This window comes from Pseudomonas kuykendallii (genome assembly GCF_900106975.1).
GTDB lineage: Bacteria > Pseudomonadota > Gammaproteobacteria > Pseudomonadales > Pseudomonadaceae > Pseudomonas_O > Pseudomonas_O kuykendallii.
This window is the reverse complement of sequence record NZ_FNNU01000005.1, coordinates 148124-173501: the sequence shown is the minus strand read 5'-3', so window position 1 is coordinate 173501 and position 25378 is coordinate 148124. Positions and strand designations below refer to the sequence as shown.

Sequence of the window (25378 nt, the reverse complement as noted above, 5' to 3'; positions counted from 1 at the left end):
CGGCGATGAGGATCAGCGCCGCCGAACGTGAATCAGGCCAGGCCTTCGCGTGCGGCCACGCTGGCGCCGTCGCGCGACCACGATTGCATGACGAAATCCGGCTCGAGATGGGTCATCAGGCACTCCATCTGCAAGGCTTCGCCCAGCAGCCGGTGCACCTGGTCGCCCACCAGCGGGCAGCCGTCGATGGGATGCCGCCAGTGGCAGGCGACGAGAATCCCGTCCTCGGTGAGCGACGAGCGCATGCACTCGGCCAGGGCCAGAAGATCGTCCTGCGCCAGGTAGTAGCCGACCTCGCTGAGGACGATCAGGTCGAAACGCTGCTCCGGCCACCCCTGCGGCAGGCGCATCTGCTCGACGCGGGCGTGGGGAAACCCTTCCAGACGCTGGCGCGCCAGCCGAACGGCGGCGGCCGAGGTATCGCCGCAGAGCAGGCTGTCGCAGCGCTCGGCCAGCTCCGCGCTCAGTTCACCATTGGCGCAGCCGGGCTCGAAGGCCGCGGCGAAGCGGTCGCGGGGCAGGGCGGCCAGGGTCAGGGCGCGCTTGCGACGCTCGTACCAGCGCTGGCGAAACGCCCAGGGATCATCGTTGCCGGCGAACAGTTCATCGAAATAGGCATCGCCCACGCTCATAGGAAGAACACCTCGAAGGGTCGCAACAGGCGCTCGAGCGCATGCGCGTCCAGCACCGGTGGCAGATGAATGTCGGGATCGCCCTCCAACTGGCTGGCGTGCGCCTGCATGGCCTGGCGTTTGCGCGCGAGCATGGCCTCGTCGATGACCAGCTTGCGGGCGCGTTGCCAGGGCAGGCGTGGGTCCTCGGGGTCCGCCCAGTGCCAGGCCCAGATCGGTACTTCCACAAGGCGGGCACCTGCCGCGCTCGCAGCCGCCGCCGCGGCGCGACCGACCGCTTCGTGGTCGCAGTGGCCGTCCTCGCGCCAGGTGGCGAAAACCACGTCGCCCGGCTGCAAGGCCCCGGCGATGAGGGCTCGCAGCTTGTCTTCCCGGGAGGCCACGGCGCTGTCGGGCAACGCGGCGCGAATCCACGGCAGTGCGTCGACATCGATCTGCAGCCGACGCAACGCCTCGGCGCTTTCCAGCGGGCGGGCCTGGACCAGCCGTTCCACCGGCCAGCGCCGCGAACCGGGATGGCTGGCATCGCCGTCGGTGACGGAAATCAGCAGCAGCGGATTGCCGGCGCGCGACAGCGCTTGCAACAGGCCGCCGCACCCCAGCACCTCATCGTCCGGATGCGGCGCGACGATCACCGCGCGACTGCCGGTCGGGACCAGGTGCTGCAGGTCGATTTCTTCCACTTCCGCCAGGTGCCGGGACCCGGCCCAGGCCTCGATCGAGGTGCCGCTGCCGACGATGGGATTGGCCTTCATAGCAGCCAGCTGCCCGCCGGATCCCTCACCACCAGTTCGCCGAGTGCGGCCAGGTCACGTTCGGCATGGCTCTGGCGCAGAAATACCGGCAGATCGGTGGCCAGCCGGGCGTAGCGCCGGTTCAGGCACAGCGGCGCAGCGCCGAGCGCGCGGCCGACGTGCCGCAGCAGCGATTCCGCGGCGTCCTCGCACACGGCACGGGAACGGCGGACCGCCAATTCGGCACTGGCGGTGGGGTTGCGATCGATCCACTCGGCGCAGTCGCGCAGCAGCGCGGCGCTGGCCTGCAAGGCCGCGTCCACCGCGCCCAGGTGGGCCAGGGTGTGCGGCTCGCCGCGACGCCCCTGGCCGCGCAGGTACTCCGCCAGGGCCTGAGCCGCACCGTGCCAGCAGGCCGCGATGCCGCCACCGCCCTGCCAGAATCCGGGACGACGAAGGTAATCGCCCGGTCCGCCGACGAGCACGCCGTGGGCACGGCGGAAACTGACCTCGACGCTCTGCGTGGCGCCCATGCCGATCGCCTGCCAGCTAGCGCTGTTTGTGCTGATGCCAGGCTGGTCCATCTTCACCGCCACCAACTGCTGCTCGCCGTTGGCGTTCCAGGCGGTGAGCAGGCCGTGGGTGAGCTGGTCGGCACCCGAGCACCAGGCCTTGGTGCCGTCCAGGCGCACTTCGCCGCCGGACTCGGCAACGATGCGCACCTTGGCCTGCGGCGGTTCGGCCGCCCACATGCCCCACAGCGAATCTTCCTCCGGTGCCGGCGCGCCTAGCTCGGCCATCACCGCCAACGCGTCGGTGTGGCCTTCGTAGAGCTTGCACAGGTTGAGGTCATGGCTGGCGACGCAGGAGAGCGCGCGCCAGCGTTGAAGGGTCTGCCCGGAACCGGGCAGAGGGAGATCGTCCAGGCCGGCGAGGCGCAGCTCGCGCAGACAGGCGATCAACTCGCCCAGCCCCGCGTGGCCATCCTCGCGGCCGTTCAGCCATTCGCCCAGCGCTGCGGGCAACAGAGCCCGTTCATTCACTCCGACTTCACCTTCTGCAGTTCGAAGAGCAACAGCGAGCGGCCGGTGATGCCGTACTCGGTGTCGAACTCGAAGAGTTCCTCACCGCTGGCGTCCGCGCGGTTGGTATCCACCAGGCAGGTCCAGTGCTCGCCCTCGGGCACCGCTGGCAGGCGGAAATTCACCACGTCGAAGTGCGAGTTGAAGATCAGCAGCAGGGTGACGTCGGCGCCGGCGCGGCGAATGCCGGTCGGCTGGGCGCGGCCGTCGAGCAGCATGCCGAGGCATTTGCCGTGCGGATCGTGCCATTGCTCGACGGTCATTTCCTCGCCATTCGGCGCGACCCAGGTGACGTCCTTGACGCCCAGTTCCTCGTTGTAGGCGCCGACCAGGAAACGCCCTCGACGCAGCATCGGGTACTTCAGACGCAGCTGAATGGCCTGACGAACGAAGGCGAGCAGGGCTTCGCCGTCTTCGTCGAGGTTCCAGTCGATCCAGCCGATCTCGCTGTCCTGGCAGTAGGCATTGTTGTTGCCATGCTGGGTCCGGGCGAATTCGTCACCGGCGACCAGCATCGGCGTGCCTTGCGAGAACAGTAGGGTGGCCATGAAGTTGCGCATCTGGCGCAGGCGCAGCGCGCGGATTTCCGGATCGTCGGTGGGGCCTTCGACGCCGTGGTTCCAGGACAGGTTGTTGTTGCTGCCGTCCTGGTTGTTCTCGTCGTTGTCCTCGTTGTGCTTGTCGTTGTACGACACCAGGTCGTGCAGCGTGAAGCCATCGTGGGCGGTGATGAAGTTGACCGAGGCGAATGGCCGGCGACCACGCTGGTTGTACATGTCGCCCGAGGCGGTGATGCGCTTGGCGAACTCGGACAGCTTGCCCTCGTCGCCTTTCCAGAACGAGCGCACGGTGTCGCGGAAGCGGTCGTTCCACTCCATCCAGCCCGGCGGAAATCCACCCACCTGATAGCCGCCAGGACCGCAGTCCCAGGGCTCGGCGATCAGCTTGGTCTGGCTCAGCAGCGGGTCCTGGCGACAGGCGACCAGGAAGCCGTGGCGCTCGTCGAAGCCGTCGTGCTCGCGACCCAGAATGGTCGCCAGGTCGAAGCGGAAACCGTCCACGTGCATCTCGCCGGCCCAGTAGCGCAGGGAGTCGGTGACCATCTGCAGCACGCAGGGGTGCGAGAGGTCAAGGGTGTTGCCGGTGCCCGAATCGTTGATGTAGTAGCGCTTGTCGTCGGGCATCAGGCGGTAGTAGCTGGCGTTGTCGATGCCGCGCATCGACAGCGTCGGGCCGAGCTCGTTGCCCTCGGCGGTGTGGTTGTAGACCACGTCGAGGATCACCTCGAGGCCGGCATCGTGGAGGTGCGCGACCATCTGCTTGAACTCGCTGATGCTGCTGCCCGCCAGGTACTTCGCATGCGGTGCGAAGAACGCGATGCTGTTGTAGCCCCAGTAGTTGGACATGCCCTTTTCCAGCAGATGCTGGTCCTGGACGAAGCCATGGATCGGCAGCAGTTCCACCGAGGACACGCCGAGCTTGCGGATGTACTTGATGACGGACTCGTGCATCAGCCCGGCGAAGGTGCCCTGGAGGTGTTCCGGAACATCCGGATGGCGCTTGGTGAACCCCCGAACGTGGGTTTCGTAGATGATCGTGCGGTCCCACGGCACACGCACCGGACGGTCGTCGCCCCAGGTGAAGGCGGGGTCGACCACCTTGCACTTCGGCACGAAGGGCGCGCTGTCGCGCTCGTCGAAGCTAAGGTCTCCGTCCTTGTGGCCGATGGTGTAGCCGAACAGCGACTCCGACCATTTCAGCTCGCCGATGAGCTGCTTGGCGTAGGGGTCGATGAGCAATTTGTTGGGGTTGAAACGGTGGCCCTCGCTCGGCTCGTAGGGCCCGTGAACGCGGTAGCCGTAGATCAGTCCGGGATGGGCGTCGGGCAGGTAGCCGTGCCAGATCTCGTCGGTGTACTCGGGCAGTTCGATGCGTTCGAGTTCCACTTCGCCCGTTTCGTCGAACAGACAGAGTTCCACCTTGGTGGCGTGTGCGGAAAAGATCGCGAAATTAACGCCCAATCCATCCCAGGTCGCGCCGAGAGGATGGGGCAGCCCCTCGCGTATTCGCGAGGGGCTGGTCACGGATGCAGCGGCTTTACGCTCAGTACTCATGCTTTCTCCTATGCGCAATGGCAAGCGCACTGCAAGGGACGTTCAGGCTTTCGGGGCGGTTGGCTTGGCAGCCGGCTTGGCGGGTTTGGAAGCGGCGGACTTCGGCGCAGCCGGTTTGGCCTCCTTCGGCGCGCTCGACTTGGGTTCGGCCGGTTTGCGCGGCTTCTTCACCAGGGCAGGCTTGTCGCTGGCGCTGGCGCTGGCAGCGGGTGCGGCGGCTGCGGGTTCCGGTGCCGCCTTGGGCTTGCTTGCCTTGCGCGGCTTGGCCGGAGCCTTGGCCTTGCTCGCGGGCAGCGCCTCGGCGGCGGCCAGCTTGCGGGCCATCTCCCAGTGCCGCTGCTCCTGACCGTCTGGGCGGCCTTCGGACTCCCAGATCTGGTAGGCGAATTCGCGTATACGCTCGTCTTTAGCACTCATGTTGAAGTCTCCATGTTTTACGTTGGTTCAGATCGCAAAATGCCTAGCGGAAACGTAGCCAGGACCTCGGCAAGCCGCACCTGCTCGTTGTGTGTGACTGCGCCACCGCCAAAAAGTCCCCTCAGCCCCTGATTCGCCAGACTTTCAGGCAGTTGCACGTAGGTATCGCCCCAGCTATCGGGCGCGATGGCCGGATTATCACTACCTCCGAGCAGCGTGAACGTCAGCCGCGGCACTATGACCACGACGCTCCTCCCTTCATGGCGGCGGGCGAACGCGAGAACGCGCTCCGCCTGTTCGCCATGCACTTCCAGCGGCAGGTAATCACCTGCCGTGAACAGTTCCGGCAGCTCCGCACGCAGCTGCAACGTCTGGGCGATCAGCCACTGTTTGATACGTCCGTCACGCCAGCTGGCGATCAGTTCGGCGGGACTCCGCTCAGCGAGATCCCGCTCGGCGGCGAGCGCCTCGCGGCGGGCGGCGAAGTCGACCGGACGGCGGTTGTCCGGGTCGACCAGGCTGAAGTCCCAGAACTCGGCGCCTTGGTACAGGTCGGGCACGCCGGGCGCGGTCATCCGCAGCAAGGTCTGGACCAGACCGTTGAGCGCGCCGGCCGGGGCGATTCTCATCGCGGCCGCGGCGATCTCGCGACGCAGCTGCGCGCCTTCGTCCTGCTGCAACAGACGCTCCAAATAGGCGCGGCAGGCGCTTTCGTACGCCTCGTTGGGCGCGCTCCAGGTGCTGCGCAGCTTGGCTTCGCGGACGGCCTTCTCCTGCCACTGGCCGATCCGCCCTGCGTACTCCTGCATGCCGGCGGCGTCGTCGGGATCGAGGTCCAGCGGCCAGCTGCCGAGCAGGATCTGCATCAGCATCAGCTCGTCACCGGGCGACGGTGCGACGCCATCGGCGAGGTCCGCGCGCAGCGGTGCGGCCATTTCCAGCCAGCGGTCCACCTGCTCGGCGAACCAGGACGCACGCTCGCTGAGCACGGTGATCCGCGCCCGGGTGTCCTCGCCCCGTTTGTGGTCGTGGGTAGCGGTGGTCAGCAGGTTGCGCGGAAACGCCTCGGCACGCTCCAGCGCGGCGGCGTGGAAGGCCTGCGGCGGGGCGCTGAACAGCTGCGGGTCGAAGCCGACGTCGTTGCGCGAGAGCAGCACGGCGCTGCGGTAGCAGGCGGTGTCCTCCACCGCCTTGGCCGCCGCCGGCGAGGTGAGCTGTTGGAAACGCACGCACGCCTGCTTGCGGGCGGCCCGGATCGGCCCCGGCGGCACATCGCGCAGCGGTTCGCCGCCGAGCCAGCGCTCCAGGTGCGCGAGCAGCGGCCAGTCGGCCTCACCGAGGGTGGTGCGCGCGCCTTCCAGCGCCTGCTGGAAGAACGGCTCGTCCGACTCGCGGCGGCCGGTGGCGCCGATGTAGGTGCGGTATACCGGGAAATGCACGATCAGTTCGAGCAGCGCGCGGCGGATCGCGCCGAGCGTGAGGTCGCGGGTCATCAGGTCGCCACGGGCGACCTGCAGCAGCAGCTGCGCGACCGTCTCGTAGTCGCCGGCCAGGGAACCGGTGACCACCAGTTGCTTGGCGGCGCGCACTTCCTCCATGAAATCCGCCGTGCGCTCGCTGACCCGGCTCCACAGTTCGCCGAGCACCGCCTCGCCCGCCGGGTCGTGCTGCAGCAGCGACACCTGGTTCATGAATTCGTAGCCGGTGGTGCCGTCCACGCCCCAGTCGCGTTGCAGCTGCTCCTCGGGGCCGAGGATTTTCTCGACGTAGATAGGGAAGTGCTCCAGGGCGGTCGCTGACGAGCGCCCGGCGATCAGCCGTTCGACACGCCGGCGCAGCTGGCGACAGTAGCCGCGCGGGTTGGCCAGGCCGTCGACGTGGTCGATGCGCAGGCCGTCGATCTGCCCGTTGGCGACGAGCTCGAAGATTTTCGCGTGGGTTTCCTCGAATACCACCGGCCGCTCGACGCGCAGGCCGCCCAGCTCGTTGATGTCGAAGAAGCGCCGCCAGTTGATGTCGTCGCCAGCCGTGCGCCAGCTCGCCAGGCGGTAGTGCTGGCGTTCGAGCAGCGCATGCAGGCGCTGGAAGCCTTCTGGCTGGGTGGCGTCGAAGCGCGCCAGCATGCGCTGGATATCCTCGGCGGCATCGCCCCGGCTCGCGGCCTCGGCCAGCTCGGCGCGCAGTTCCTTGGCGCACTGGTAGGGATTTTCCTGCTCGCGCAGGGTGGCGAAGCGTTCGCCGAGGGCGATCAACTCGGGGTTACCGCTGCCGCTGAGCAGCTCGACGTAGCTGGGCGGGCTGATCGGGAAGCGGTGCTCGTAGTGCTCCGCGTAGAACGCGCCGCTGGCGGCGTCGAACCGCACGACGATCTCGCCGGCCTGCAGCACCTCGCCGTAGTCGGAGCGCAGGAAGGGCACCAGCAATTGTCCTTCCAGCAAGGGGTCGGGCGAATTCCACTGGATGTCGAAGAACTGCGCGTAGGGGCTGCGCGTGCCCCACTCGAGCACGTCGAGCCACCAGGGATTGTTCGATCCGCCCACGGCCATGTGGTTGGACACGATGTCGAGGATCAGCCCCATGCCGCGCTCGCGCAGCGCCGCGACCAGGCGATGCAGCGCGGCTTCGCCGCCGAGTTCCGGGTTGATCGCGGTGGGGTCGACGACGTCGTAGCCGTGCATCGAACCGGGGCGGGCTGTAAGCAGGGGCGAGGCATAAAGGTGGCTGATGCCGAGGCTGGCGAAGTAGTCGACCAGCGGGACGGCATCGTCCAACGTGAAGCCTTTATGGAACTGCAAGCGCAGCGTGGCGCTGAGTGGCTTCATCTAGTTTTGCTCCGTTTGGTGGCGGGCCTTGTCGAGAACCAGCAGGCGCTGGCGGGGTAGCGGGGCGTCGAGCAGGTCGGCGCAGTCGCCTTCCCAGCGGCGTCGCCAGTTCGGGTGTTCGTCGATGGTGCCGGGGAGGTTGGGTTGTTCTTCCAGGCCGAGCACGTCCTCCATCGGCAGCAACGCCAGCGGCGCGGGCGTCAGGCCGATGAAGGCGGCCGCGGCGTCACCCAGCGCGGGGGACTGCGCGGTGACGTCGGCGGGCAGATCGCAGGCGCGCGCGAGGGCGGCGCGCAACCCCTCGCGCTCACGCTCGCGGGCGCGCCGCTGTTCGTCGAGCTTTTCCTCGGCGAGCCCTTCGATGCGGGCGCGCCATTCGATGTCGCCGCCTTTCCACCACGCCGGGATCGGCGGCAGGTCGTGGGTGCTGGTGGTGGCGATGGAGGTCTCCGGCCATTCCTGCGGGGCGAAGAAACGCTGGGCGTGGTCCTGCTCGAACAGCAGCACGCGCATGCCGAGGATGCCGCGCGCGGCCAGGCGCTCGCGCAGGCCTTCGGGCACGGTCCCTAGGTCTTCACCGAGGACGATGGCATGGTGGCGCACCGATTCCAGGGCCAGCAGGCGCAGCAGGTCCTCTTCCGGATAATGCAGATAGGCGCCCTGATCGGAGCTGGCGCCGGCGGGCATGACCCACAGGCGATGCAACCCCATGACATGGTCGATGCGCATGCCGCCGGCGTGGGCGAGGTTCGCCCGCAGCATCTCGATGAAGGCGGAGAATCCGTGCGCCTTCAGCCCCCAGGGCGAGAAGGCGGAGATGCCCCAGCTCTGCCCGGAGCGGTTGAGGATGTCCGGCGGCGCGCCGACGGTGAGCTGCGGCAGCAGTTGCGCCTGCCGGCTCCAGGCCTGGCTGCCGCCGCCATCCGCGCCGACGGCGAGGTCGCTGATCAGGCCGATGTGCATGCCGGCGGAGCGCGCGGCGGTCTGCGTGCGGTCCAGGCCGCGGTCGATCAGCCACTGGCAGAACGCGTGATAGCTGATTTCCTCGGCGTGCTCGCGGGCGAAGTCGATGACAGCGGCGCTGTGCGGGTTGCGGTACTCCTGCGGCCAGTGACGCCAGTCCCAGATGTCGCCTTCGCGGATGTGGAAGGCGTGCAGCGCCTCGAAGCGGCAGTGGTTCTCCAGCGCCTCGCCGGCATGCCGGCGGAAGCTGGCGAAGTCTTCCGCCAGGGGATTGCCGCCGGTGCGGAAATCCTCGTAGAGCGCCCACAACAGGCGCTGCTTGGCGGCGGCAGCGGCGGGCCAGTCGATCAACTCGAGCTGTTCGAGGCGCTGCATCTCCGCTTCCAGCCCGGCCGACTCCATCGCCTGGCGTACCGCTCGCTCGCCGAGGATGCTGCCCGGCGCGCTGTAGAGCACGTTGTTGAACAGGCGACTCGACGGCGAATAGGGGCTGTAGCGGTTGCTGTCGGCGCTGAACATGGCGTGCACCGGGCTGATGCCCAACGCATCGGCGCCATGCGCGGCAGCCGAGCGGGCGAGGACTTCCAGCGCTTGGGTATCGCCAATTCCGCCGTCGCCGGCGCGGCGCAGGGAATACAGCTGCACGCCGATGCCCCAGGCACGCGGATGACGACTTCCCGTGGCATCGCTCATGTTGAAGCAGCGCTGCGGCGCCACGGCCAGCACGCACTGTTCACCGGCGAAACGCAGCGTGTGATAGCCGATTTCGTCCAGCGCCGGCAGCCAGCCGTGGTCGCTCAGGTGCAGGGCGAGGCGCCCGCCATTCTCCAGCTCGACCTCGCACAAAGCGTTGGGCGAAAAGTAGTGGGACAGGTCGAGCCACTGGCCTCGATCGACGGTGAGCAGCGGCGGCAGGTTGCCCGAGCCGAGGATGCGGCGGAGCTTTTCGAGGCTGTCGAGCACCTGCTCGTCGTCCTCGGCGGGCAACTCGAGCCCGCCCAGCACCGAACGCAGGACCTCGTCGGTCACGGTCTGCGCACGGCCGTCGGCATCCACCCAGTCGATCGCCACGCCGGCGGCGCGGGCGAGTTTGTGAAGCAGGGCACTCATGTTCGGTTCTCCCAGAAGACCAAGGCCGCGAGACCTTGCAGTTGTCCCTTCGCGCGTGCGTCGAATGCGCTATCGATGCTCTCGTGGATCGGCTCGAAAGCGGCGCTGGAATCCGCCAGCGACAGCGCCTCGGCGCCCAGGTTGAGCTCGATGCGCAGCACCCGCTCACCCAGCTGCCAGCGCGCGACCACGGCCTTGTCGCCGACCACCTCGGCACCGAGCATCTTCGCCTGCGCCAGGTTAGGGACGATCTGCGCATGGCGCAGCGCGAGCAACGACTTGTACAGCGCATGCCACTCGGCGTGCTCGGGTTCCCCGACTGCGTCGAAATCGGGACGGGACGCCTCGAAGGTGCTTTCGGCGTTGGGATCGGGAATCAGCGCGCGCTTGCGTTCGTCGTTGAACTCCGCGAACTCGGAAAACTCGCCCCGGCGTCCTTCACGCACCGCCTCGGCCAGTTCTCCGTGATGATCGGTGAAGAACAGGAAGGGCTGCTTCGCGCCCCATTCCTCGCCCATGAACAGCATCGGGATCATCGGCGAAAGCAGCAGCACAGCGGTCGCTGCGCGCAGTGCACGAGGTTCTTCCACCAGGCCGACCAGACGGTCGCCGAAGGCACGGTTGCCGGTCTGGTCGTGGTTCTGCAGGAACAGCACGAAGGCCGTTGGCGACAGGTGGCCGCTGGGCTCGCCGCGCGACTTGCCGTGACGGTTGGCGTTGCCCTGGTAGATGAAGCCCTGGCCGAGGCAGCGGGCCAGCTTGGCGGTGGCGTCGCTGGCGTAGTCGGCGTAGTAACCCTGGTGCTCGCCGGTGAGCAGCACGTGCAGGACGTTGTGCCCGTCGTCGTTCCACTGCGCCTCGAAAGCGTTCTCCAGCAAGCTGGAGGCGTTGTTCTCGTTTTCCAGCACCAGGTGCACATGGCGGCCGGGTTGCAGCGAGGCGCGCACGCGCTCGGCCAGCTCGACGAGGAAGTCACGCTCGGAGATCGCATGCACGGCGTCCAGGCGCAGGCCGTCGAAGCGGTAGTCGTTCACCCACATCAGCGCGTTGTCGATGAAGAAGTCGCGCACCTCGCGGCGGCGGAAGTCGATGGCGTCGCCCCATGGCGTATGCAGGTCGTGGTTGAAGAAGTCCTTGGCGTAGGCGCCGAGGTAGTTGCCGTCCGGGCCGAAGTGGTTGTAGACGACATCGAGAAAGACCATCAGGCCGAGCCCGTGGGCCGTGTCGATCAGGTGCTTGAGCTCGTCCGGCGTACCGTAGGAGGCCTCGGGTGCGTAGGGCAGGACGCCGTCATAGCCCCAGTTGCGTGCGCCGGGAAACTCGTTGAGCGGCATCAGCTCGATCGCGGTGACGCCCAGCTCGACCAGACGCGGCAGGTGCTTCTCGACGCCGGCGTAACCGCCCAGCAGTCCCACATGGAGTTCGTAGAGCACCGTCTCGCGCCAGGGGCGACCCAGCCAGTCGGTGGATTGCCAGGCATAGGCCTGCGGGTCGACCACCACGCTCGGCGAATGGACGTCACCCGATTGCGCCCGCGACGCGGGATCGGGCACCAGCAGGTCGTCATCAATGCGGTACTGGTAGCGCGTACCGGCACTTACCGGAAGCTCGGCGAGGAACCAGCCATCGGCGGATTTCTCCAGCGGATGACGATGTCCGCCGTCCAGTTCGACGGCCACGCTGCGGGCGTCCGGTGCCCAGAGGGAAAAGCGGGTTTTGCCTTGTTCGAGCAACACGGCGCCGTGCCGCCCGCTGTCGATCACTTCGGGAGCCATTGCATTTTCGCCTTACCGGCGATGGCGGTAGCCACCGGCTTCAGCGTGTCGACGCATCCACAGGTAGCTACCGGAGTGCCGGAGATGGTGGTTTCAGTTGACCGCTGCGGCCTCGCTACGACCTTCCAACAACTGTTCGTAGAGGTGGGCGTAAGGAGCGATCGACTGATGCCAGTAGAACGGGGATGCCATGGCGCGACAGCGCATGGCATTGAGCAGCCCGGGTTGGGCGAAGACATGCAGCGCGCGCTGTACTGCCTCCTGATAGCTATGGATGGTCGATTCGTTGAACAGGAAACCGGTGACGCCGTCCTCGATGCTGTCGGCGAGTCCGCCGGTGCGCCGCGCGACCGGCAGCGAACCGAAGCGTTGCGCATACATCTGGCTGAGGCCGCAGGGCTCGTAGCGAGAGGGCATCAGCAGGAAGTCACTACCGGCGAACATGCGGCGGGCGTCGGTCTCGTTGAAACCGATGTGCACGCCGATCTGTCCTGGATAACGCCGACCCAAATCGCGCATGGCGTTCTCGATGTGCGGCTCGCCGCGGCCAATGATGGCGATCTGGCCACCGGCGGCGACGATGTCGTGGGCGACTTTCAGGGTGAGGTCGAGACCTTTCTGATAGACCAGGCGCGAAACCACCGCGAACAACGGGCCGGAGGAGGGCTGCAGACCGAACAGGTCGCGAACGTGCTGCGCGTTGACCGCCTTGCCTTCCCAATCGTGGATGGCGAAGCGCTGAACCAGGTGCGGATCGGTTTCCGGCTCCCAGCTCTCGTCGATGCCATTGATGATGCCGCTGAGGCGGCCGGAACGCGCAGTGCTGGCGAGGAAGCCTTCGAGCCCGCAACCGAATTCTGGAGTGGTGATTTCCTCGGCGTAGGTGGCGCTGACCGTCGTCACGTGGCTGGCGTAAGCGATGCCGGCCTTGAGCATGGACAGGCGACCGTGGAATTCCATGCGTTCCGGGGTGCACGCCGAGGCGGGGATGTCCAGCTCCGGGCTGCACTCGAACGGCAGTGTCCCTTGGTACGCGAGGTTATGGATGGTGAAGACGCTGGGGGTCTTCTGGCCACGCCAGTGCATGTAGGCCGGCGCCAGTCCGGCGGGCCAGTCATTGGCATGCACCAGATCGGGGCACCAGCGAATACCTGCTGCACCAGCGGCAAACTCTGCGGCGGCCAGGCCCAGGCGGGCGAAGCGGATGTGGTTGTCCGGCCAGTCGCGGCCGTTGTTGTCGCCATAGGGGCTGCCGTCGCGGTCGTACAGCTCCGGGCAGAGCAATACGTAGATGATCAGGCCGTCGTCCAGATCGATCCGGCCGATCTTGCTCGGCGGCAGGGCGGCATGCCCGCTGACTTCGCCGATCACCCGAATGGTATGGCCGCTGTTGATCACTTGGGGGTAGCCCGGAATCAGAACGCGAACATCGTGAAGGTTCGACAAAGCCCGAGGTAGAGCGGCGGAAACATCGCCCAGGCCACCCGTCTTGACGAGGTCGGCGAGTTCCGAAGTAACGAAGAGCACTTTCTTCTTGCTGTCCTGAATGCTACGGACCTCAAGTGTCGGCCGGATGACCATAGGCACACTGGCCGTCCTGGCCGCGCTTCCAAACACCGTTTTCAATGCCGCGTCACCCATATGTAGCCCTCCGATGAAATCCAGCAGCGACCTGGCAGGGTCGCATTCCCCAACTACGAAACGCGCAACCTTCATCGCAGCGATGCAAGAATCGCAGCAGATCCGGGTTCGGCAACATTATTAGAATGGACTGCGAAAAGCAGAATTGACCGTGACGCCCGCTGTTATCGGTGCGTTGCACGGCCTAGTTATCCTGACCCCGGACGGCAATCTTTAGTTCTGAGCTGGAGCATCAATTTCGCAGGATAAAGAGTCGCTTGCGAACCAATCCGAAATGGCCTCGCTAAAACCCCAGGCTTAGCGCAAGAAAAACATTCGAATGAAAACGTTAATTAACTGAATTCAAAGGTGATTTTTTAAAATCAGGACATATCCCTTCGGCCTCCTACCACCGGTCGGCTGGTTCGCCGGGATCGGAGCTCGATATGGGTTGCCCGGCGGACTGCTCCAAGGCGGCTACATGCGTTGTAGAACGCCCGTTACAACCCTTTGCGCATGGTCTTTAATGCTCTGCGACGAACCGACGCAGTTAATACTGCCCTCGAGAGCAAACTAAAGCGCGACTTGCCCCGTCACAACTGGGCCTGCATCGATCGCCCTCGAGGCGCTCCGTCCAGCGGTACGACAGATACCGCCATGTTCCGTTGCAGGCGACCCTGCCTACCGTGCCCGAGAGGATTGCCATGTTCGGCCTGGACGCTCTGGAACTGGCCCGCATCCAGTTCGCTTTCACCATCTCCTTCCACATCATCTTCCCGGCGTTCAGCATCGGCCTGGCCAGCTACCTGGCGGTGCTCGAAGGCCTGTGGCTGCGTACCCGCGACGAAAGCTACCGACAGCTTTACCGGTTCTGGTTACAGATATTCGCGGTTACCTTCGCCATGGGCGTGGTCTCCGGCGTGGTCATGAGCTACCAGTTCGGCACCAACTGGGCGGGACTCTCGGAGAAGGCCGGCAGCATCATGGGCCCGTTGCTCACCTACGAGGTGCTCACCGCGTTTTTCCTCGAGGCCGGCTTCCTCGGCATCATGCTGTTCGGCTGGAACAAGGTCGGTCGCGGACTGCACTTCTTCGCCACCTTGATGGTGGCCATCGGCACGCTGATCTCGACCTTCTGGATTCTCTCGTCCAACAGCTGGATGCATACGCCGCAGGGCTACGCGATCGTCGACGGCATCTTCGAGCCGGCGGACTGGTGGCAGATCGTCTTCAACCCGTCCTTTTCCTATCGCCTGGCGCACATGGCGATAGCGGCGTTCATTGCCACCGCCTTCATCGTCGGTGCCACCGGCGCCTGGCACCTGCTCAAGGGCAATCGCGAACCCGGTATCCGGCGGATGTTCTCGATGGCCATGTGGATGGCACTGATCGTGGCGCCTGTGCAGGCCGTGGTAGGGGACTTCCATGGCCTGAATACGCTCAAGCACCAGCCGGCGAAGATCGCCGCCATCGAGGGCCACTGGGAAACCGAGCGCGGAATTCCCCTGCTGCTGTTCGGCATTCCCGACATGGAAGCCGAAACCACGCATTTCGCGCTCGGCGTTCCGCGTCTCGGTAGCCTGATCCTCGCCCACGACTGGGACGGCGAAATCAAGGGACTGAAGGCCTGGCCGAAGGAAGACCGGCCGAATTCGCTGATCGTGTTCTGGAGCTTCCGCGTCATGGTCGGGCTGGGCCTGCTGATGATCCTCGCCGGCTTCTGGAGCGCCTACCTGAGGTTACGCGGGCGACTGTACGAGTCGCCCTGGTTCCACCGCTTCGTGCTGTTGCTGGGCCCGGCCGGGACCATCGCCATCCTCGCCGGCTGGATAACCACCGAAGTCGGTCGTCAGCCGTGGGTGATCTACGGCCTGCTGCGCACCAGCGATGCGGTGTCCGGACACGGCGCCAAGGAGATGGGCGTCAGCATGAGCCTGTTCTTCGTCGTCTACTTCCTGGTCTTCGGCGTCGGCATCACCTACCTGCTGCGCCTGATGCGCAAGGGACCGAAGCTGCTGGGCGACGCGCCGCCCATGGAAGACGCAGGTCCCGGTCACTCGCGACAGCCGATGCGGCCGCTGTCCGGCGCAGAACCGGACATCGACGGCGACGAACGCCAGTCAGGCAAAGGAGACCGCGATGAGCTTTGATCTTCCACTGGTATGGGCCGGCATCATCGCCTTCGGCATCTTCATGTACGTGGTCATGGACGGCTTCGACCTGGGCATCGGCATCCTTTTCCCGTTCATTCGCGAGGAAGAGAACCGCGACGTGATGATGAACACCGTCGCGCCGATCTGGGACGGCAACGAAACCTGGCTGGTGCTCGGCGGGGCAGGGCTGTTCGCCGCCTTTCCGCTGGCCTATTCGGTGGTGCTGACCGCGCTCTATCTGCCGTTGATACTCATGCTGGTGGCGCTGATCTTCCGCGGCGTGGCCTTCGAGTTCCGCTTCAAGGCCAAGCGCAGCAAGCACTGGTGGGACAAGGCTTTCATCGGCGGTTCGGTGCTGGCGACCTTCAGCCAGGGCGTGGTGCTGGGTGCCTTCATCGACGGCATTCCGGTCGAGGGGCGCAGCTTCGCGGGCGGGCCGCTGGACTGGCTGGCGCCGTTCCCGGTGTTCACCGGGCTGGCCCTGGTGGTCGGCTACGCGATGCTCGGTTGCGGCTGGCTGATCATGAAGACCAGCGGTGAGTTGCAGCAACGGATGTTCCGCCTGATGACTCCGCTGACCCTGGTGCTGCTGGCGACCATCGCCATCGTCAGCCTGTGGACGCCGCTGGCGCACGACGCCATCGCCGAGCGCTGGTTCACCTTGCCCAACCTGTTCTACTTCCTGCCGGTGCCGCTGCTGGTGGCGCTCACCGTGTTCGCGCTGGTCCGGGCGGTAATCCGGCACCGGGAGATCCAGCCGTTCGTGCTGACCCTGGCGCTGATCTTCCTGGCCTACACGGGGCTGGCCATCAGCCTGTGGCCGAACATCGTGCCGCCGGACATCTCCATCTGGCAGGCGGCGGCACCGCCCAAAAGCCAGTCGTTCACTCTGGTCGGGGTGTTGACCCTGGTCCCGGTGATCCTCGCCTACACCTTCTACAGCTACTGGGTCTTCCGCGGGAAGATCAACGTCGGCGAGGGCTATCACTGATGCCCGGACGCCTGAAGCGACTGGCCTGGTTCGTCGGCCTGTGGTGCGCCGGCGTGCTGGCGGTGACGCTGCTGGCCTACGGCATTCGGCTGGCGATGGGCATCGACTGAGAGCCAAGCGGCGGGCGTTGGGGTTAACATCGGCGTTCCGATTGACTGGAACGACATGCGATGAACCAGGATTCTTCCAACGCTTCGCGGCCCCTGCATTGGGAACTCGAGCGCATCGTCGGCGAGCTGCGCAGCGCGCGCATCGACTGGCGCAGCAGCCACGGCCGAGCCAACGACAAGCAATGCCGCGAATTGCCGTCCCGCGAGCGGGTCGCCCAGGTCATCGAGGCGATCAGCGGAGCGCTGTTCCCGATGCGCCTCGGGCCGACCGATCTGCGCGAAGAGAGCGAGGATTTTTACGTCGGCCACACCCTGGACGTCGCGCTCAACGCGCTGCGCCTGGAAGTGCAACGCGAGCTGCGCTACCAGGCCCGCCAGCAGGGACACGAAGCGATCAACGAAAGCGCCCGCGCGGTCGAACTGGTGCGCGAGTTCGCCGCCGCATTGCCAGCGCTGCGGCGCCTGCTCGACACCGACGTGCTGGCCGCCTACCAGGGCGACCCGGCGGCGCGCAGCGTCGACGAAGTGCTGGTCTGCTATCCCGGCATCCTCGCGATCATCCACCACCGTCTCGCGCATCACCTCTACAAGGCCGGGCTTACCCTGCTGGCGCGGATAGTCGCGGAGATTGCCCATTCGCTGACCGGCATCGACATCCACCCAGGCGCGCAGATCGGCCCGAGTTTCTTCATCGATCACGGAACGGGTGTGGTGATTGGCGAAACCGCGATCATCGGCCAGCGGGTACGCATCTATCAGGCCGTCACGCTGGGCGCCAAGCGCTTCCCCGCCGACGAATCCGGCAACCTGCAGAAGGGCCAGCCGCGCCACCCGATCGTCGAAGACGATGTGGTGATCTACGCGGGCGCGACCATCCTCGGGCGCATCACCATCGGCCAGGGCTCGACCATCGGCGGCAACGTCTGGCTGACCCGCAGCGTGCCGGCGGACAGCAACGTCACCCAGGCGAACCTGCAGAGCCAGGTAGGCGGCGATTGCTGAAGGACTTTATGTCCAAGCTAATTCTTTTTTAGTATTAGCATTTGTCGATAAAATCTTTAAAAAGAATAAGCACGCCAGCGTCATCCGCGCTGGCGAACTAGAACTCGATCCGCCACGGCGGGCTAAACGTGCGAGGAAAGGAAGCATCATGTTGAAGAAACTCTTGTTGGCGACTGCCCTGACGACCACTTTCGGCAGCGCCGTCGCGCTCGCCGACAGCCCGCCGTTGCTGAACGCGTCCTACGACGTGGCACGCGAACTCTTCACCGAAATAAACCCGCTGTTCATCAAGCACTGGAAAGAGCAGACCGGCGAAGACCTGAAGATCGATCAATCCTTCGCCGGCACTTCCCGGCAGGCTCAGGACATCATCCAGGGCAAGAAGGTCGACACCGTGACCTTCAACCAGGTCTCCGACGTGAACGTCCTCGCCGAACGCGGGCTGGTGAGCAAGGACTGGGCGTCGAAATTCCCCAACAACAGCTCGCCGTACTACAGCACCATCGGTTTCCTCGTGCGCAAGGGCAATCCGAAGAACATCAAGACCTGGGACGACCTGGTTCGTGACGATGTGAAACTGGTGTTCCCCAACCCGAAGACGTCCGGCAACGCGCGCTACACCTACCTGGGCGCCTGGCTCTACGCCAACGAGAAGTTCAAGGGTGACGATGCCAAGACCCGGCAGTTCGTCGGCAAGCTGCTGCACAACGTCGAAAGTTTCCCTACCGGCGGCCGTGGCGCCACCGTGGCATTCGCGCAGAACGGGCAGGGCGATGTGCTGCTGACCTTCGAGTCGGAAGTGGTGAACATCGCCAAGGGTGACGAATTCAAGGCCGAAGGTTTCGAGGTCGTGATCCCGCCGGTCAGCGTCCTGGCCGAATTCCCGGTCGCCGTGGTGGACAAGGTGGTCGACCAGAAAGGCACCCGCAAGCAGGCGACCGAGTACCTCAACTTCGAGTACAGCAAGGAGGTGCAGACGCTGATCGCCTCCTACCACCTGCGCGTGCACGAGCCGTCGGTGGTCAAGGCGACCGAGGGGCAATTCGCCAAGGTCGAGCTGATCGATCCGACCAAGGTGCTGGGCTCCTGGACCGACATCCAGAACAATCACTTCGCCGGCAATGCTATCCTCGACCAGCTCCTGGCCGAGTAAACCGACCGTTGCGCGCCACGCTCGTGGCGCGCCTGCACCGGAGCGCCGTCGCCTTCGCGACGCGCCCCTATCGTTCGCCAGATCCGTCGACTCAAACGCCGTTCCGCCGGCAGGCTCCTGTGACTAGAAAGACTGCGCTGTTCTTTTTCCAATCCCCGACCATGCCCGGATTCGCACCCAGCTTCGGCTTCAGTGCCTTCTACCTGTCGCTGGTCATCCTCTTCCCGATTTCCGCCTTGCTGGTGTACGTCAGCGACATGTCCTGGGCGCAGTACTGGCAGGCGATCACCGATCGCCGCGTACTCGGCAGCTACCGGGTGACGCTCAGCGGCGCGTTCTATTCGACCCTCGCGGCGACGCTGATTGGCCTGCTGCTGGCCTGGATCATCACCCGCTACGAGTTCCCCGGCCGGCGCCTGGTCGACGCCCTGGTCGATCTGCCATTCGCCTTGCCCACCTCGGTCGCCGGGCTGACCCTGGCGACGCTGCTGGTGCCCGGCGGCTGGCTCGGCCAGTGGCTCGCGCCGCTGGGGCTCAAGGTGTCCTATGCCTATCCCGGCATCGTGGTGGCGATGACCTTCACCAGCCTGCCGTTCGTGGTGCGCACCGTGCAGCCGGTGCTGCAGGACCTGGGCAACGAATACGAGGAAGCCGCGCGCACGCTCGGCGCGAGCAAGCTGCAGACCTTCTGCTACGTGGTGTTCCCGACCCTGGTGCCGGCCCTGGTGACGGGTTCGTCGCAGGCATTCATCCGCAGCCTCGGCGAGTTCGGCGCGGTGATCATGATCGCCGGGAACATCCCGTTCAAAACCGAGGTGTCCTCGCTGATGATTTTTGTCCGCCTGCAGGAGTTCAACTATCCGGCCGCGGCGGCCATCGCCTCCGTGATCCTGCTGGCGTCGCTGGCGCTGCTGTTCGTTCTTCAGCTCTTACAAGGGCGCCTGCTTCGCTGGCAGCGCAAGACCTCATGAAAAAGCCCACGCACTGGCATCAATGGCTGCTCATCGCCCTCGGCCTGACGCTGGTCGGGCTGATCCTCATCGTTCCGCTGGCGCTGATCTTCGGCAAGGCGCTGAGCGGCGGCTGGGGCCTGCTGGTGGAGAACCTCTCGCAGGACTTCATGCTCCACGCCATCGGCCTGACGCTGTTCGTCACCGTGCTCACGGTGCCGATCAACATGCTCTTCGGCATCATGCTGGCCTGGTGCCTGACCCATTACGACTTCCGCGGTCGCAAGCTGCTGTCGACCCTGGTGGACATTCCCTTCGCCGTCTCGCCGGTGGTGGCGGGGCTCTGCTACCTGGTGGTCTACGGCGTCGAGAGCAGCCTCGGACAGTGGATTTCCGCCCAGGGCATCCAGCTGATGTTCGCCTGGCCGGGCATCCTCATGGTCACGGTATTCGTCACCTCGCCCTATGTCGCGCGCATCCTTATCCCGGTGATGCAGGCGCAGGGCAGCGACGAGGAGTCCGCCGCGCTGTGCCTGGGTGCCAATGGCTGGCAGATCTTCCGCCACATCACGCTGCCGAAGATCAAATGGGCGCTGCTGTATGGCGTGGTGGTCACCAACGCCCGAGCGGTCGGTGAGTTCGGCGCGGTTTCGGTAGTGTCGGGCACCATCATCAACCAGACGCTGACGCTGTCGCTGCTGGTCGAGCAGTTGAACAACGACTACAAGACCGCCGCGGCCTTCACCGCCGCCGCTCTGCTGGCCTGCATGGCACTGATCACGCTGCTGCTGAAGACCTACATGGAATGGCGCCAGCGGGAAAACCTGGCGCGCGCCGCAACGGCCTAGGCGACCACCGCGGGCGGTCATTCCTCCGGGAACAGACTGCGGAGCCGGGCCGCGGCCGCCTTGAACGCATAGCGGGTCAGCTGCGCCGCCGCCTCGGCGAACGCCTCCCGATAGGCGCCCGGCACCTGGGGCTGGAGCGCCCTGGCCTCATCGATGGCGCGCAGGTTGGCGCTATCCACCAGCGCCAACAGCGCGCTCAGCCTTTCGCGCCACTCATCGTCGGGCAACGCCTCGCGCATCTGCGGCTCGACCAAGTCATCGGGTTCCTCGCCGAAGACCGCGCGCAGCCGTTCTAGGCTGAGCTGCACGCTCCGCTCCAGCTCGGCCAGGCAGGCCGCATCGACAAGCTCGGTCAGGCGCGCGCCGCGGTGAACCAGCTCGATCTCCAGTCCGCTGACCCGGCCAGCCAATGCAAGGGCGCCAACCGTGCCGGCGCTGCCCTTGATGGCGTGCAGCACCGTACTGGCGGCCCTGCTGTCGTCCGCCTCGATGGCGGCGGCGAGCAACGGAAGTTGTCTGGCCATATCTCCTTCGAAGTCGACGAGCACCCGGCGGATCAGCGCCTGATTGCCGCCAAAGCGCGCGCTGATCGACGCACTCGCCTCGATGAGCGATCCGTCCTCGACGACCGTCGCCACCACGGGCCGGTGTTTCGTCCGGGCGGAGCCGAGCAGGGTGGCGACCAGTTGCTCAAGGTCGATCGGCTTCCCGACATGCTCGGTCATCCCCGCAGCCAGACAGGCCCGGCGGTCCTCATCGGACGCATTGGCGGTCATCGCGATGATTGGCAACGTCGCCCAGCGCGGGTCCAGGCGAATCCGCCGGGTCGCTTCCAGGCCATCGATGTCGGGCATCTGCACGTCCATCAGCACCGCGTCGAAGGGCGCGCGGCGCATGACCCTGTCGACCCCGGACAGACCGCCTTCCGCCAGCTCAAGCTGCGCGCCTTCCGCGCTCAGCAACTCGCTGGCTACCTGTCGATTGAGCACGTTGTCCTCGACCACCAGCAAGCGCATGCCGGCCAGGCGCTGCGTACGCGGGGCGTTCTTGCCGGAGTCGTTCGGCGTCGGGATGCCGTGGAGCGCCCGCTCGATGCTGGCAGCCAGTTGTAACGGAGTGACCGGTTTGGTCAGGAAGTCGACGAAGGCAGGACTGCCTTCCTGCTGGGCGTCCACCAGTTCCTCGCGGCCGTGCGCGGTGACCATGATCACCATCGGCGGGCTGACATCACCCTGTTGACGGCTGATCAGGCGCGCCGCGCTCAGTCCGTCGCGGTCGGGCATGCGCCAGTCCATCAGTACCACGTCGTAGCGCTCGCCTTCCGCCAGCGCCTGGTTGACCCGGGCGATCGCCGCATCGCCACCGCCGACGCTGTCTGCGCGCCAGCCCAGCGCATTCACCATGCGCACCAGCACTTCGGCGGCAATGGCGTTGTCGTCGGCGACCAGGAGGCGCAGCGGGCGATCGGTCAACGCACAATCGGCGCGCAGCGTATTGGGCTTCTGCACCTCCAGGGCCACATCGAACCAGAAGGTACTGCCCACACCAAGTTCGCTGCGCACCAGCAACTCGCCGCCCATCAGGCTCACCAGGCGCTTGCAGATCACCAGGCCGAGCCCGGTGCCGCCGAAACGGCGCGTGGTGGAGGCCTCCGCCTGGCTGAATCCCTCGAAGATTCGCTGCTGCTGCTCGTTGCTGATGCCGATCCCGCTGTCTGACACCGAAATCCGCACCAGCACCAGGGCGTCGTGGCGCTGAAGAAGCTGCATGGCGACGACCACATGCCCCTGCAGGGTGAATTTCAGCGCGTTACCGGCGAGGTTGATGAGGATCTGCTGCAGCCTGAAGCCATCGCCGATCAGCACGCCGGGCAATTGCGGGTCGACGTCGTACAGCACCTCGACGTCCTTCTCGCCGAGGTTGCCGGCCAGCACGATGGCGAGGTCCTGAAGAAAGGCTTCCAGCTCGAACGGCGCCTGCTCGAGCGTCATCCTGCCGGCCTCGATCTTGGAGTAATCGAGGATGTCGTTGAGCAGGCCGAGCAGCGAGCGGGCGGCGCTTTCCGCCTTCACCACGTAATCGAGCTGGCGCGGTCGCAGTTCGGTGCGCTGGACCAGCTGCAGCATCCCCAGCACCGCGTTCATCGGTGTGCGGATCTCATGGCTCATGTTCGCCAGGAACGAGGACTTGGCGGCGTTCGCCGAGTCCGCCAGGTCCTTGGCGTACAGCAGGCTCGACTCCAGTTCACGCTGAGCGGTGATGTCGCGGTTGATGCCGGTCATGTGGATCGGGCTGCCGTCCGCGGCGCGCTCGACCCGGGCGGCAGCCTGGACGTAACGGATCTGCCCATCCGGCAGTACCGCACGAAATACCGCGTTGAACGCCTCGTCATGCTCGATCAGCGCCTTGAGACCGGCTTCCGCGGTATCCCGGTCGTCCGGGTGCACACGTTCGCGCCAGTGCGAATACGTCAGCTCGTCACGGAGTTCGAGCGGCAGCCCGTAAATCTGCAGCATCCGCTCGTTCCACTGCAGCCGGTCGCTCTGCAAATCCCAGGCGAAGATGCCCAGTTCCGCCGCCTCGGCGGCCAGCAGCAGTTGGTCGCGAGCGGCCATAAGCTCGTTCTGCTGCATCCTCAGCTGGGTGGTGTCGGTGATGATGCAGACGAACAGCCGGCGCTCGGCCATCTGTACCGAGCCGATCGACAGTTGCAGCGGGAACTCCGAACCGTCCTTGCGCAACCCGGACATGTCGCGGTTCCTGATCGCACCGGGCAGTTCCTGATGCTCCAACTGCTCGAGGAAGACCTGGGCAGCGGCCCGTTGCGACTCCGGCACCAGGCGCCGGACGCTGCGTCCTAGCATTTCCGCCTCGCTGTAGCCGAACACCCGCTCGCCGGCGGGGTTGAACGACACCACCGTGCCCATGGCATCGATGCTGATGATCGGGTTCACCGCGGTATTGAGGATCGCCCGGGTCATCTCCAGGCTGACTTCTCGGTCCCGCTCCGCGGCCTTGCGCTGGGTGACGTCGAGGGCGATGCCCAGGTATCCGCTGGGTTTTCCGCCGGGCGAACGCATCGCGGTAACCACCAGCGTCACCGGGAAAAGCGAGCCGTCCTTGCGCACGTAGGTCCATTCGCGCATTTCCGCGCCGCCGGCATCGGGCATCCGGGTGAAGGTCTGCATGCCCTCGACCCGTTCGCCCAGCTGAACGCTCAACTCGGCAGCGCGCGCGTGCAGCTCCGCCGGCATATGGAAGGGGAGCGGGGTGTTCTTGCCGACGACCTCGTCGGCGGCGTAGCCAAGCAGGCGTTCGGCGCCACGGTTGAAGATGCGGATGATGCCGTCCAGGTCGGTGGCGATGATCGAGACTTCTGTGGCCGCGTTGAGCACGCTCTCCAGCAGCACGTTGAGCTGCTCAAGCTCGGCCGTGCGCCGGGCCACCTGGTCCTCGAGGCCGAGGTTGAGTTCGAGGATGCGCGCGGCGAAGGCCTTCTGCTCAGAGATGTCGCGCACGGTCTTGGAGGCACCCACCACGATTCCCTCGGTGTTGCGAATCGGCGAAACAGTGATCGATACGTCAAAGGTGCTGCCATCGCTGCGCAAGCGCCGGGTATCGAAATGCGGAACTCGTTCGCCTCGCCGAACGCGGGCAAGGATGCCGGCCTCCTCCTGCGCCAGCTCGGGCGGCACCACCAGGTCCGCCAGCCGCTTGCCCAGCGCCTGCTTTGCGCTATAGCCGAACAACTGCTCCGCGCCCTTGTTCCAGCTTGTCACCACGCCATCGAGGGTCTTGCCGATGATGCCGTCGGCCGAACTCTCGACGATCGCCGCCAGTTGCGCCTGGGTATGGGCGATCCGCTGTTGTTGTTGGCGGCTGACACTGAACGCACCGGCGAGTGCAGCGAGGATCAGGCTCGCCAGCGAACCCAGCAGCAGGATCAGCGATACCGAGGGCAGGTTGAGATTCGCCACGAACCGCGGATGAGCGCTGAGCTCGAACTGCCAGCGTCGACCGAACATCTCGCGCTCGAATCGTTGGGTGAAGAGCTCAGGTTCCGCGCTCGGGTGGCGGGCGCTTGAGTAAAAGGACACGCCGTCGCCACCAGGCGTGACGTCCCGCAGGCTTAAGTGCAATGCCTCGCTCTCAACGGCCAACCCTTTGAGCACGTCCTCGATCAGCAGCGGGGCATAGCTCCAGCCGAAGGCCTGTGCCTCGCGTTCGGCCTGGCTGTCCGGGGTGACGCCGCTGCGGTAGATCGGCAGCAGCATCAGCACCGACTGCAGCGGCTTTCCGGTTTCTTGGGCGAGCGTGATGGGCGCGGTCAGGCGTACCTCGCCCGAGCGCATCGCGTCGAGCGCCGCCTCGCGACGATTGCTTTCCGAAGCGATATCCAAGCCGACGACATTGGCTTGGCGCCGGGTGGGCTCGATGTACTGGATGACGAAGCGCTCACCGGAGTGGGAGGCGAACGAGTGGATCGAGAAGTCCGCAGGGCCGTCGGCTCGGGCTTTCGCCAGGAACGCGGGCTCATCCTGCTCGCTGACCCGGCGGATGAAGCCGAAGCCCCTAGCGCCGGGAAATTCGTAGGGAAGGTCGCGGGTAAGGCTGTAATTGCGGAACAGCGTCCGGGTCATGCCGTTCTCGCCGGCGGTGAGCACCGCCCCGCGCACGCCCCGCAGGCCATACTGATACAGGCGGATACGTTCCAGCACCTCTCTGCTCCACTGGTCCGCCTGGGCAGTGACCGCGCGGCTCGCCTGCTGGTCATTGCCCTTCGCGGTCCACCATGCGGCCGCCGCGGTCACCAGCAGACACACGACGAGGGTCACGGTCGCGCTGCGGTAGAACGGGAAGAACTTGCTCTTGTCGATCACGTCACCCTTCCTGGATAAGCCC

Annotated in this window: 17 protein-coding genes; 7 read left to right on the top strand and 10 right to left on the bottom strand. The window is 65.9% G+C overall.

Annotated features, from left to right (window positions below; all coding sequences use genetic code 11):
• Window positions 1-32: 32 nt before the first annotated feature.
• The 9 genes from BLV15_RS16705 to glgA all read right to left on the bottom strand — a co-directional run bounded on the left by BLV15_RS16705 (window position 33) and on the right by glgA (window position 13230).
• Window positions 33-632 carry an SAM-dependent methyltransferase gene (locus BLV15_RS16705; protein WP_090230759.1) on the bottom strand — a complete coding sequence of 200 codons (600 nt, stop codon included), beginning with the start codon at window positions 630-632 and terminating at the stop codon, window positions 33-35.
• Window positions 629-1387 (bottom strand): PIG-L deacetylase family protein, encoded by a 759-nt coding sequence (locus BLV15_RS16700; RefSeq protein WP_090230756.1) that lies wholly within the window; start codon window positions 1385-1387, stop codon window positions 629-631. The genes BLV15_RS16705 and BLV15_RS16700 overlap by 4 nt, the downstream gene beginning before the upstream one ends.
• Complete coding sequence (locus tag BLV15_RS16695; RefSeq protein WP_376747751.1) at window positions 1384-2409, bottom strand: acyl-CoA dehydrogenase; 1026 nt, start codon at window positions 2407-2409, stop codon at window positions 1384-1386. The genes BLV15_RS16700 and BLV15_RS16695 overlap by 4 nt, the downstream gene beginning before the upstream one ends.
• Window positions 2406-4562, bottom strand: coding sequence for a glycogen debranching protein GlgX (gene glgX / locus BLV15_RS16690; protein ID WP_090230751.1), 2157 nt, complete (start codon window positions 4560-4562; stop codon window positions 2406-2408). Before glgX ends, BLV15_RS16695 begins: the two co-directional genes overlap by 4 nt.
• A gap of 42 nt (window positions 4563-4604) precedes the next feature.
• A complete protein-coding gene (locus BLV15_RS16685) occupies window positions 4605-4979 on the bottom strand; it encodes a DUF2934 domain-containing protein (protein WP_090230750.1) in 375 nt (124 codons plus the stop codon).
• A 17-nt stretch (window positions 4980-4996) separates the two neighbouring features.
• Window positions 4997-7801: a malto-oligosyltrehalose synthase gene (locus BLV15_RS16680; protein ID WP_090230747.1), complete on the bottom strand. Its 2805-nt coding sequence runs from the start codon at window positions 7799-7801 to the stop codon at window positions 4997-4999.
• A complete protein-coding gene (gene malQ / locus BLV15_RS16675; RefSeq protein ID WP_090230744.1) occupies window positions 7802-9874 on the bottom strand; it encodes a 4-alpha-glucanotransferase in 2073 nt (690 codons plus the stop codon).
• On the bottom strand, window positions 9871-11649 hold the full coding sequence (treZ, locus tag BLV15_RS16670; RefSeq protein ID WP_090230741.1) for a malto-oligosyltrehalose trehalohydrolase: 1779 nt from the start codon (window positions 11647-11649) through the stop codon (window positions 9871-9873). Before treZ ends, malQ begins: the two co-directional genes overlap by 4 nt.
• Window positions 11650-11742: 93 nt before the next feature.
• Window positions 11743-13230 (bottom strand): glycogen synthase GlgA, encoded by a 1488-nt coding sequence (gene glgA, locus BLV15_RS16665; protein WP_245728216.1) that lies wholly within the window; start codon window positions 13228-13230, stop codon window positions 11743-11745.
• A 743-nt stretch (window positions 13231-13973) separates the two neighbouring features.
• Here glgA and BLV15_RS16660 point away from each other — a divergent pair.
• The 7 genes from BLV15_RS16660 (at window position 13974) to cysW (ending at window position 20476) form a co-directional block, all read left to right on the top strand.
• Window positions 13974-15419, top strand: a complete 1446-nt coding sequence (locus tag BLV15_RS16660; protein WP_090230736.1) for a cytochrome ubiquinol oxidase subunit I — start codon at window positions 13974-13976, stop codon at window positions 15417-15419.
• Window positions 15409-16413, top strand: a complete 1005-nt coding sequence (gene cydB / locus BLV15_RS16655; RefSeq protein WP_090230734.1) for a cytochrome d ubiquinol oxidase subunit II — start codon at window positions 15409-15411, stop codon at window positions 16411-16413. The genes BLV15_RS16660 and cydB overlap by 11 nt, the downstream gene beginning before the upstream one ends.
• On the top strand, window positions 16413-16523 hold the full coding sequence (locus BLV15_RS21895; RefSeq protein WP_139210731.1) for a DUF2474 family protein: 111 nt from the start codon (window positions 16413-16415) through the stop codon (window positions 16521-16523). Before cydB ends, BLV15_RS21895 begins: the two co-directional genes overlap by 1 nt.
• Before the next feature lie 60 nt (window positions 16524-16583).
• Complete coding sequence (epsC, locus tag BLV15_RS16650) at window positions 16584-17525, top strand: serine O-acetyltransferase EpsC (RefSeq protein WP_090230731.1); 942 nt, start codon at window positions 16584-16586, stop codon at window positions 17523-17525.
• A gap of 148 nt (window positions 17526-17673) precedes the next feature.
• Window positions 17674-18678, top strand: coding sequence for a thiosulfate ABC transporter substrate-binding protein CysP (gene cysP / locus BLV15_RS16645; protein ID WP_090230728.1), 1005 nt, complete (start codon window positions 17674-17676; stop codon window positions 18676-18678).
• Window positions 18679-18839: 161 nt separating this feature from the next.
• Window positions 18840-19649 carry a sulfate ABC transporter permease subunit CysT gene (gene cysT, locus BLV15_RS16640; RefSeq protein WP_090230725.1) on the top strand — a complete coding sequence of 270 codons (810 nt, stop codon included), beginning with the start codon at window positions 18840-18842 and terminating at the stop codon, window positions 19647-19649.
• Window positions 19646-20476, top strand: a complete 831-nt coding sequence (gene cysW, locus BLV15_RS16635) for a sulfate ABC transporter permease subunit CysW (RefSeq protein ID WP_090230723.1) — start codon at window positions 19646-19648, stop codon at window positions 20474-20476. Before cysT ends, cysW begins: the two co-directional genes overlap by 4 nt.
• Before the next feature lie 17 nt (window positions 20477-20493).
• On the opposite strand, the gene BLV15_RS16630 is transcribed toward cysW, so the two are convergent.
• Window positions 20494-25356 (bottom strand): PAS domain S-box protein, encoded by a 4863-nt coding sequence (locus BLV15_RS16630; RefSeq protein ID WP_090230720.1) that lies wholly within the window; start codon window positions 25354-25356, stop codon window positions 20494-20496.
• Between the last annotated feature and the right edge of the window lie 22 nt (window positions 25357-25378).

Coding starts and splice junctions, on each gene's coding strand:
- BLV15_RS16705 (WP_090230759.1), bottom strand. CDS start 632: ATGAGCGTGGGCGATGCCTATTTCGATGAACTGTTCGCCGGCAACGAT.
- BLV15_RS16700 (WP_090230756.1), bottom strand. CDS start 1,387: ATGAAGGCCAATCCCATCGTCGGCAGCGGCACCTCGATCGAGGCCTGG.
- glgX (WP_090230751.1), bottom strand. CDS start 4,562: ATGAGTACTGAGCGTAAAGCCGCTGCATCCGTGACCAGCCCCTCGCGA.
- BLV15_RS16685 (WP_090230750.1), bottom strand. CDS start 4,979: ATGAGTGCTAAAGACGAGCGTATACGCGAATTCGCCTACCAGATCTGG.
- BLV15_RS16680 (WP_090230747.1), bottom strand. CDS start 7,801: ATGAAGCCACTCAGCGCCACGCTGCGCTTGCAGTTCCATAAAGGCTTC.
- malQ (WP_090230744.1), bottom strand. CDS start 9,874: ATGAGTGCCCTGCTTCACAAACTCGCCCGCGCCGCCGGCGTGGCGATC.
- treZ (WP_090230741.1), bottom strand. CDS start 11,649: ATGGCTCCCGAAGTGATCGACAGCGGGCGGCACGGCGCCGTGTTGCTC.
- glgA (WP_245728216.1), bottom strand. CDS start 13,230: ATGGTCATCCGGCCGACACTTGAGGTCCGTAGCATTCAGGACAGCAAG.
- BLV15_RS16660 (WP_090230736.1), top strand. CDS start 13,974: ATGTTCGGCCTGGACGCTCTGGAACTGGCCCGCATCCAGTTCGCTTTC.
- cydB (WP_090230734.1), top strand. CDS start 15,409: ATGAGCTTTGATCTTCCACTGGTATGGGCCGGCATCATCGCCTTCGGC.
- BLV15_RS21895 (WP_139210731.1), top strand. CDS start 16,413: ATGCCCGGACGCCTGAAGCGACTGGCCTGGTTCGTCGGCCTGTGGTGC.
- epsC (WP_090230731.1), top strand. CDS start 16,584: ATGAACCAGGATTCTTCCAACGCTTCGCGGCCCCTGCATTGGGAACTC.
- cysP (WP_090230728.1), top strand. CDS start 17,674: ATGTTGAAGAAACTCTTGTTGGCGACTGCCCTGACGACCACTTTCGGC.
- cysT (WP_090230725.1), top strand. CDS start 18,840: ATGCCCGGATTCGCACCCAGCTTCGGCTTCAGTGCCTTCTACCTGTCG.
- cysW (WP_090230723.1), top strand. CDS start 19,646: ATGAAAAAGCCCACGCACTGGCATCAATGGCTGCTCATCGCCCTCGGC.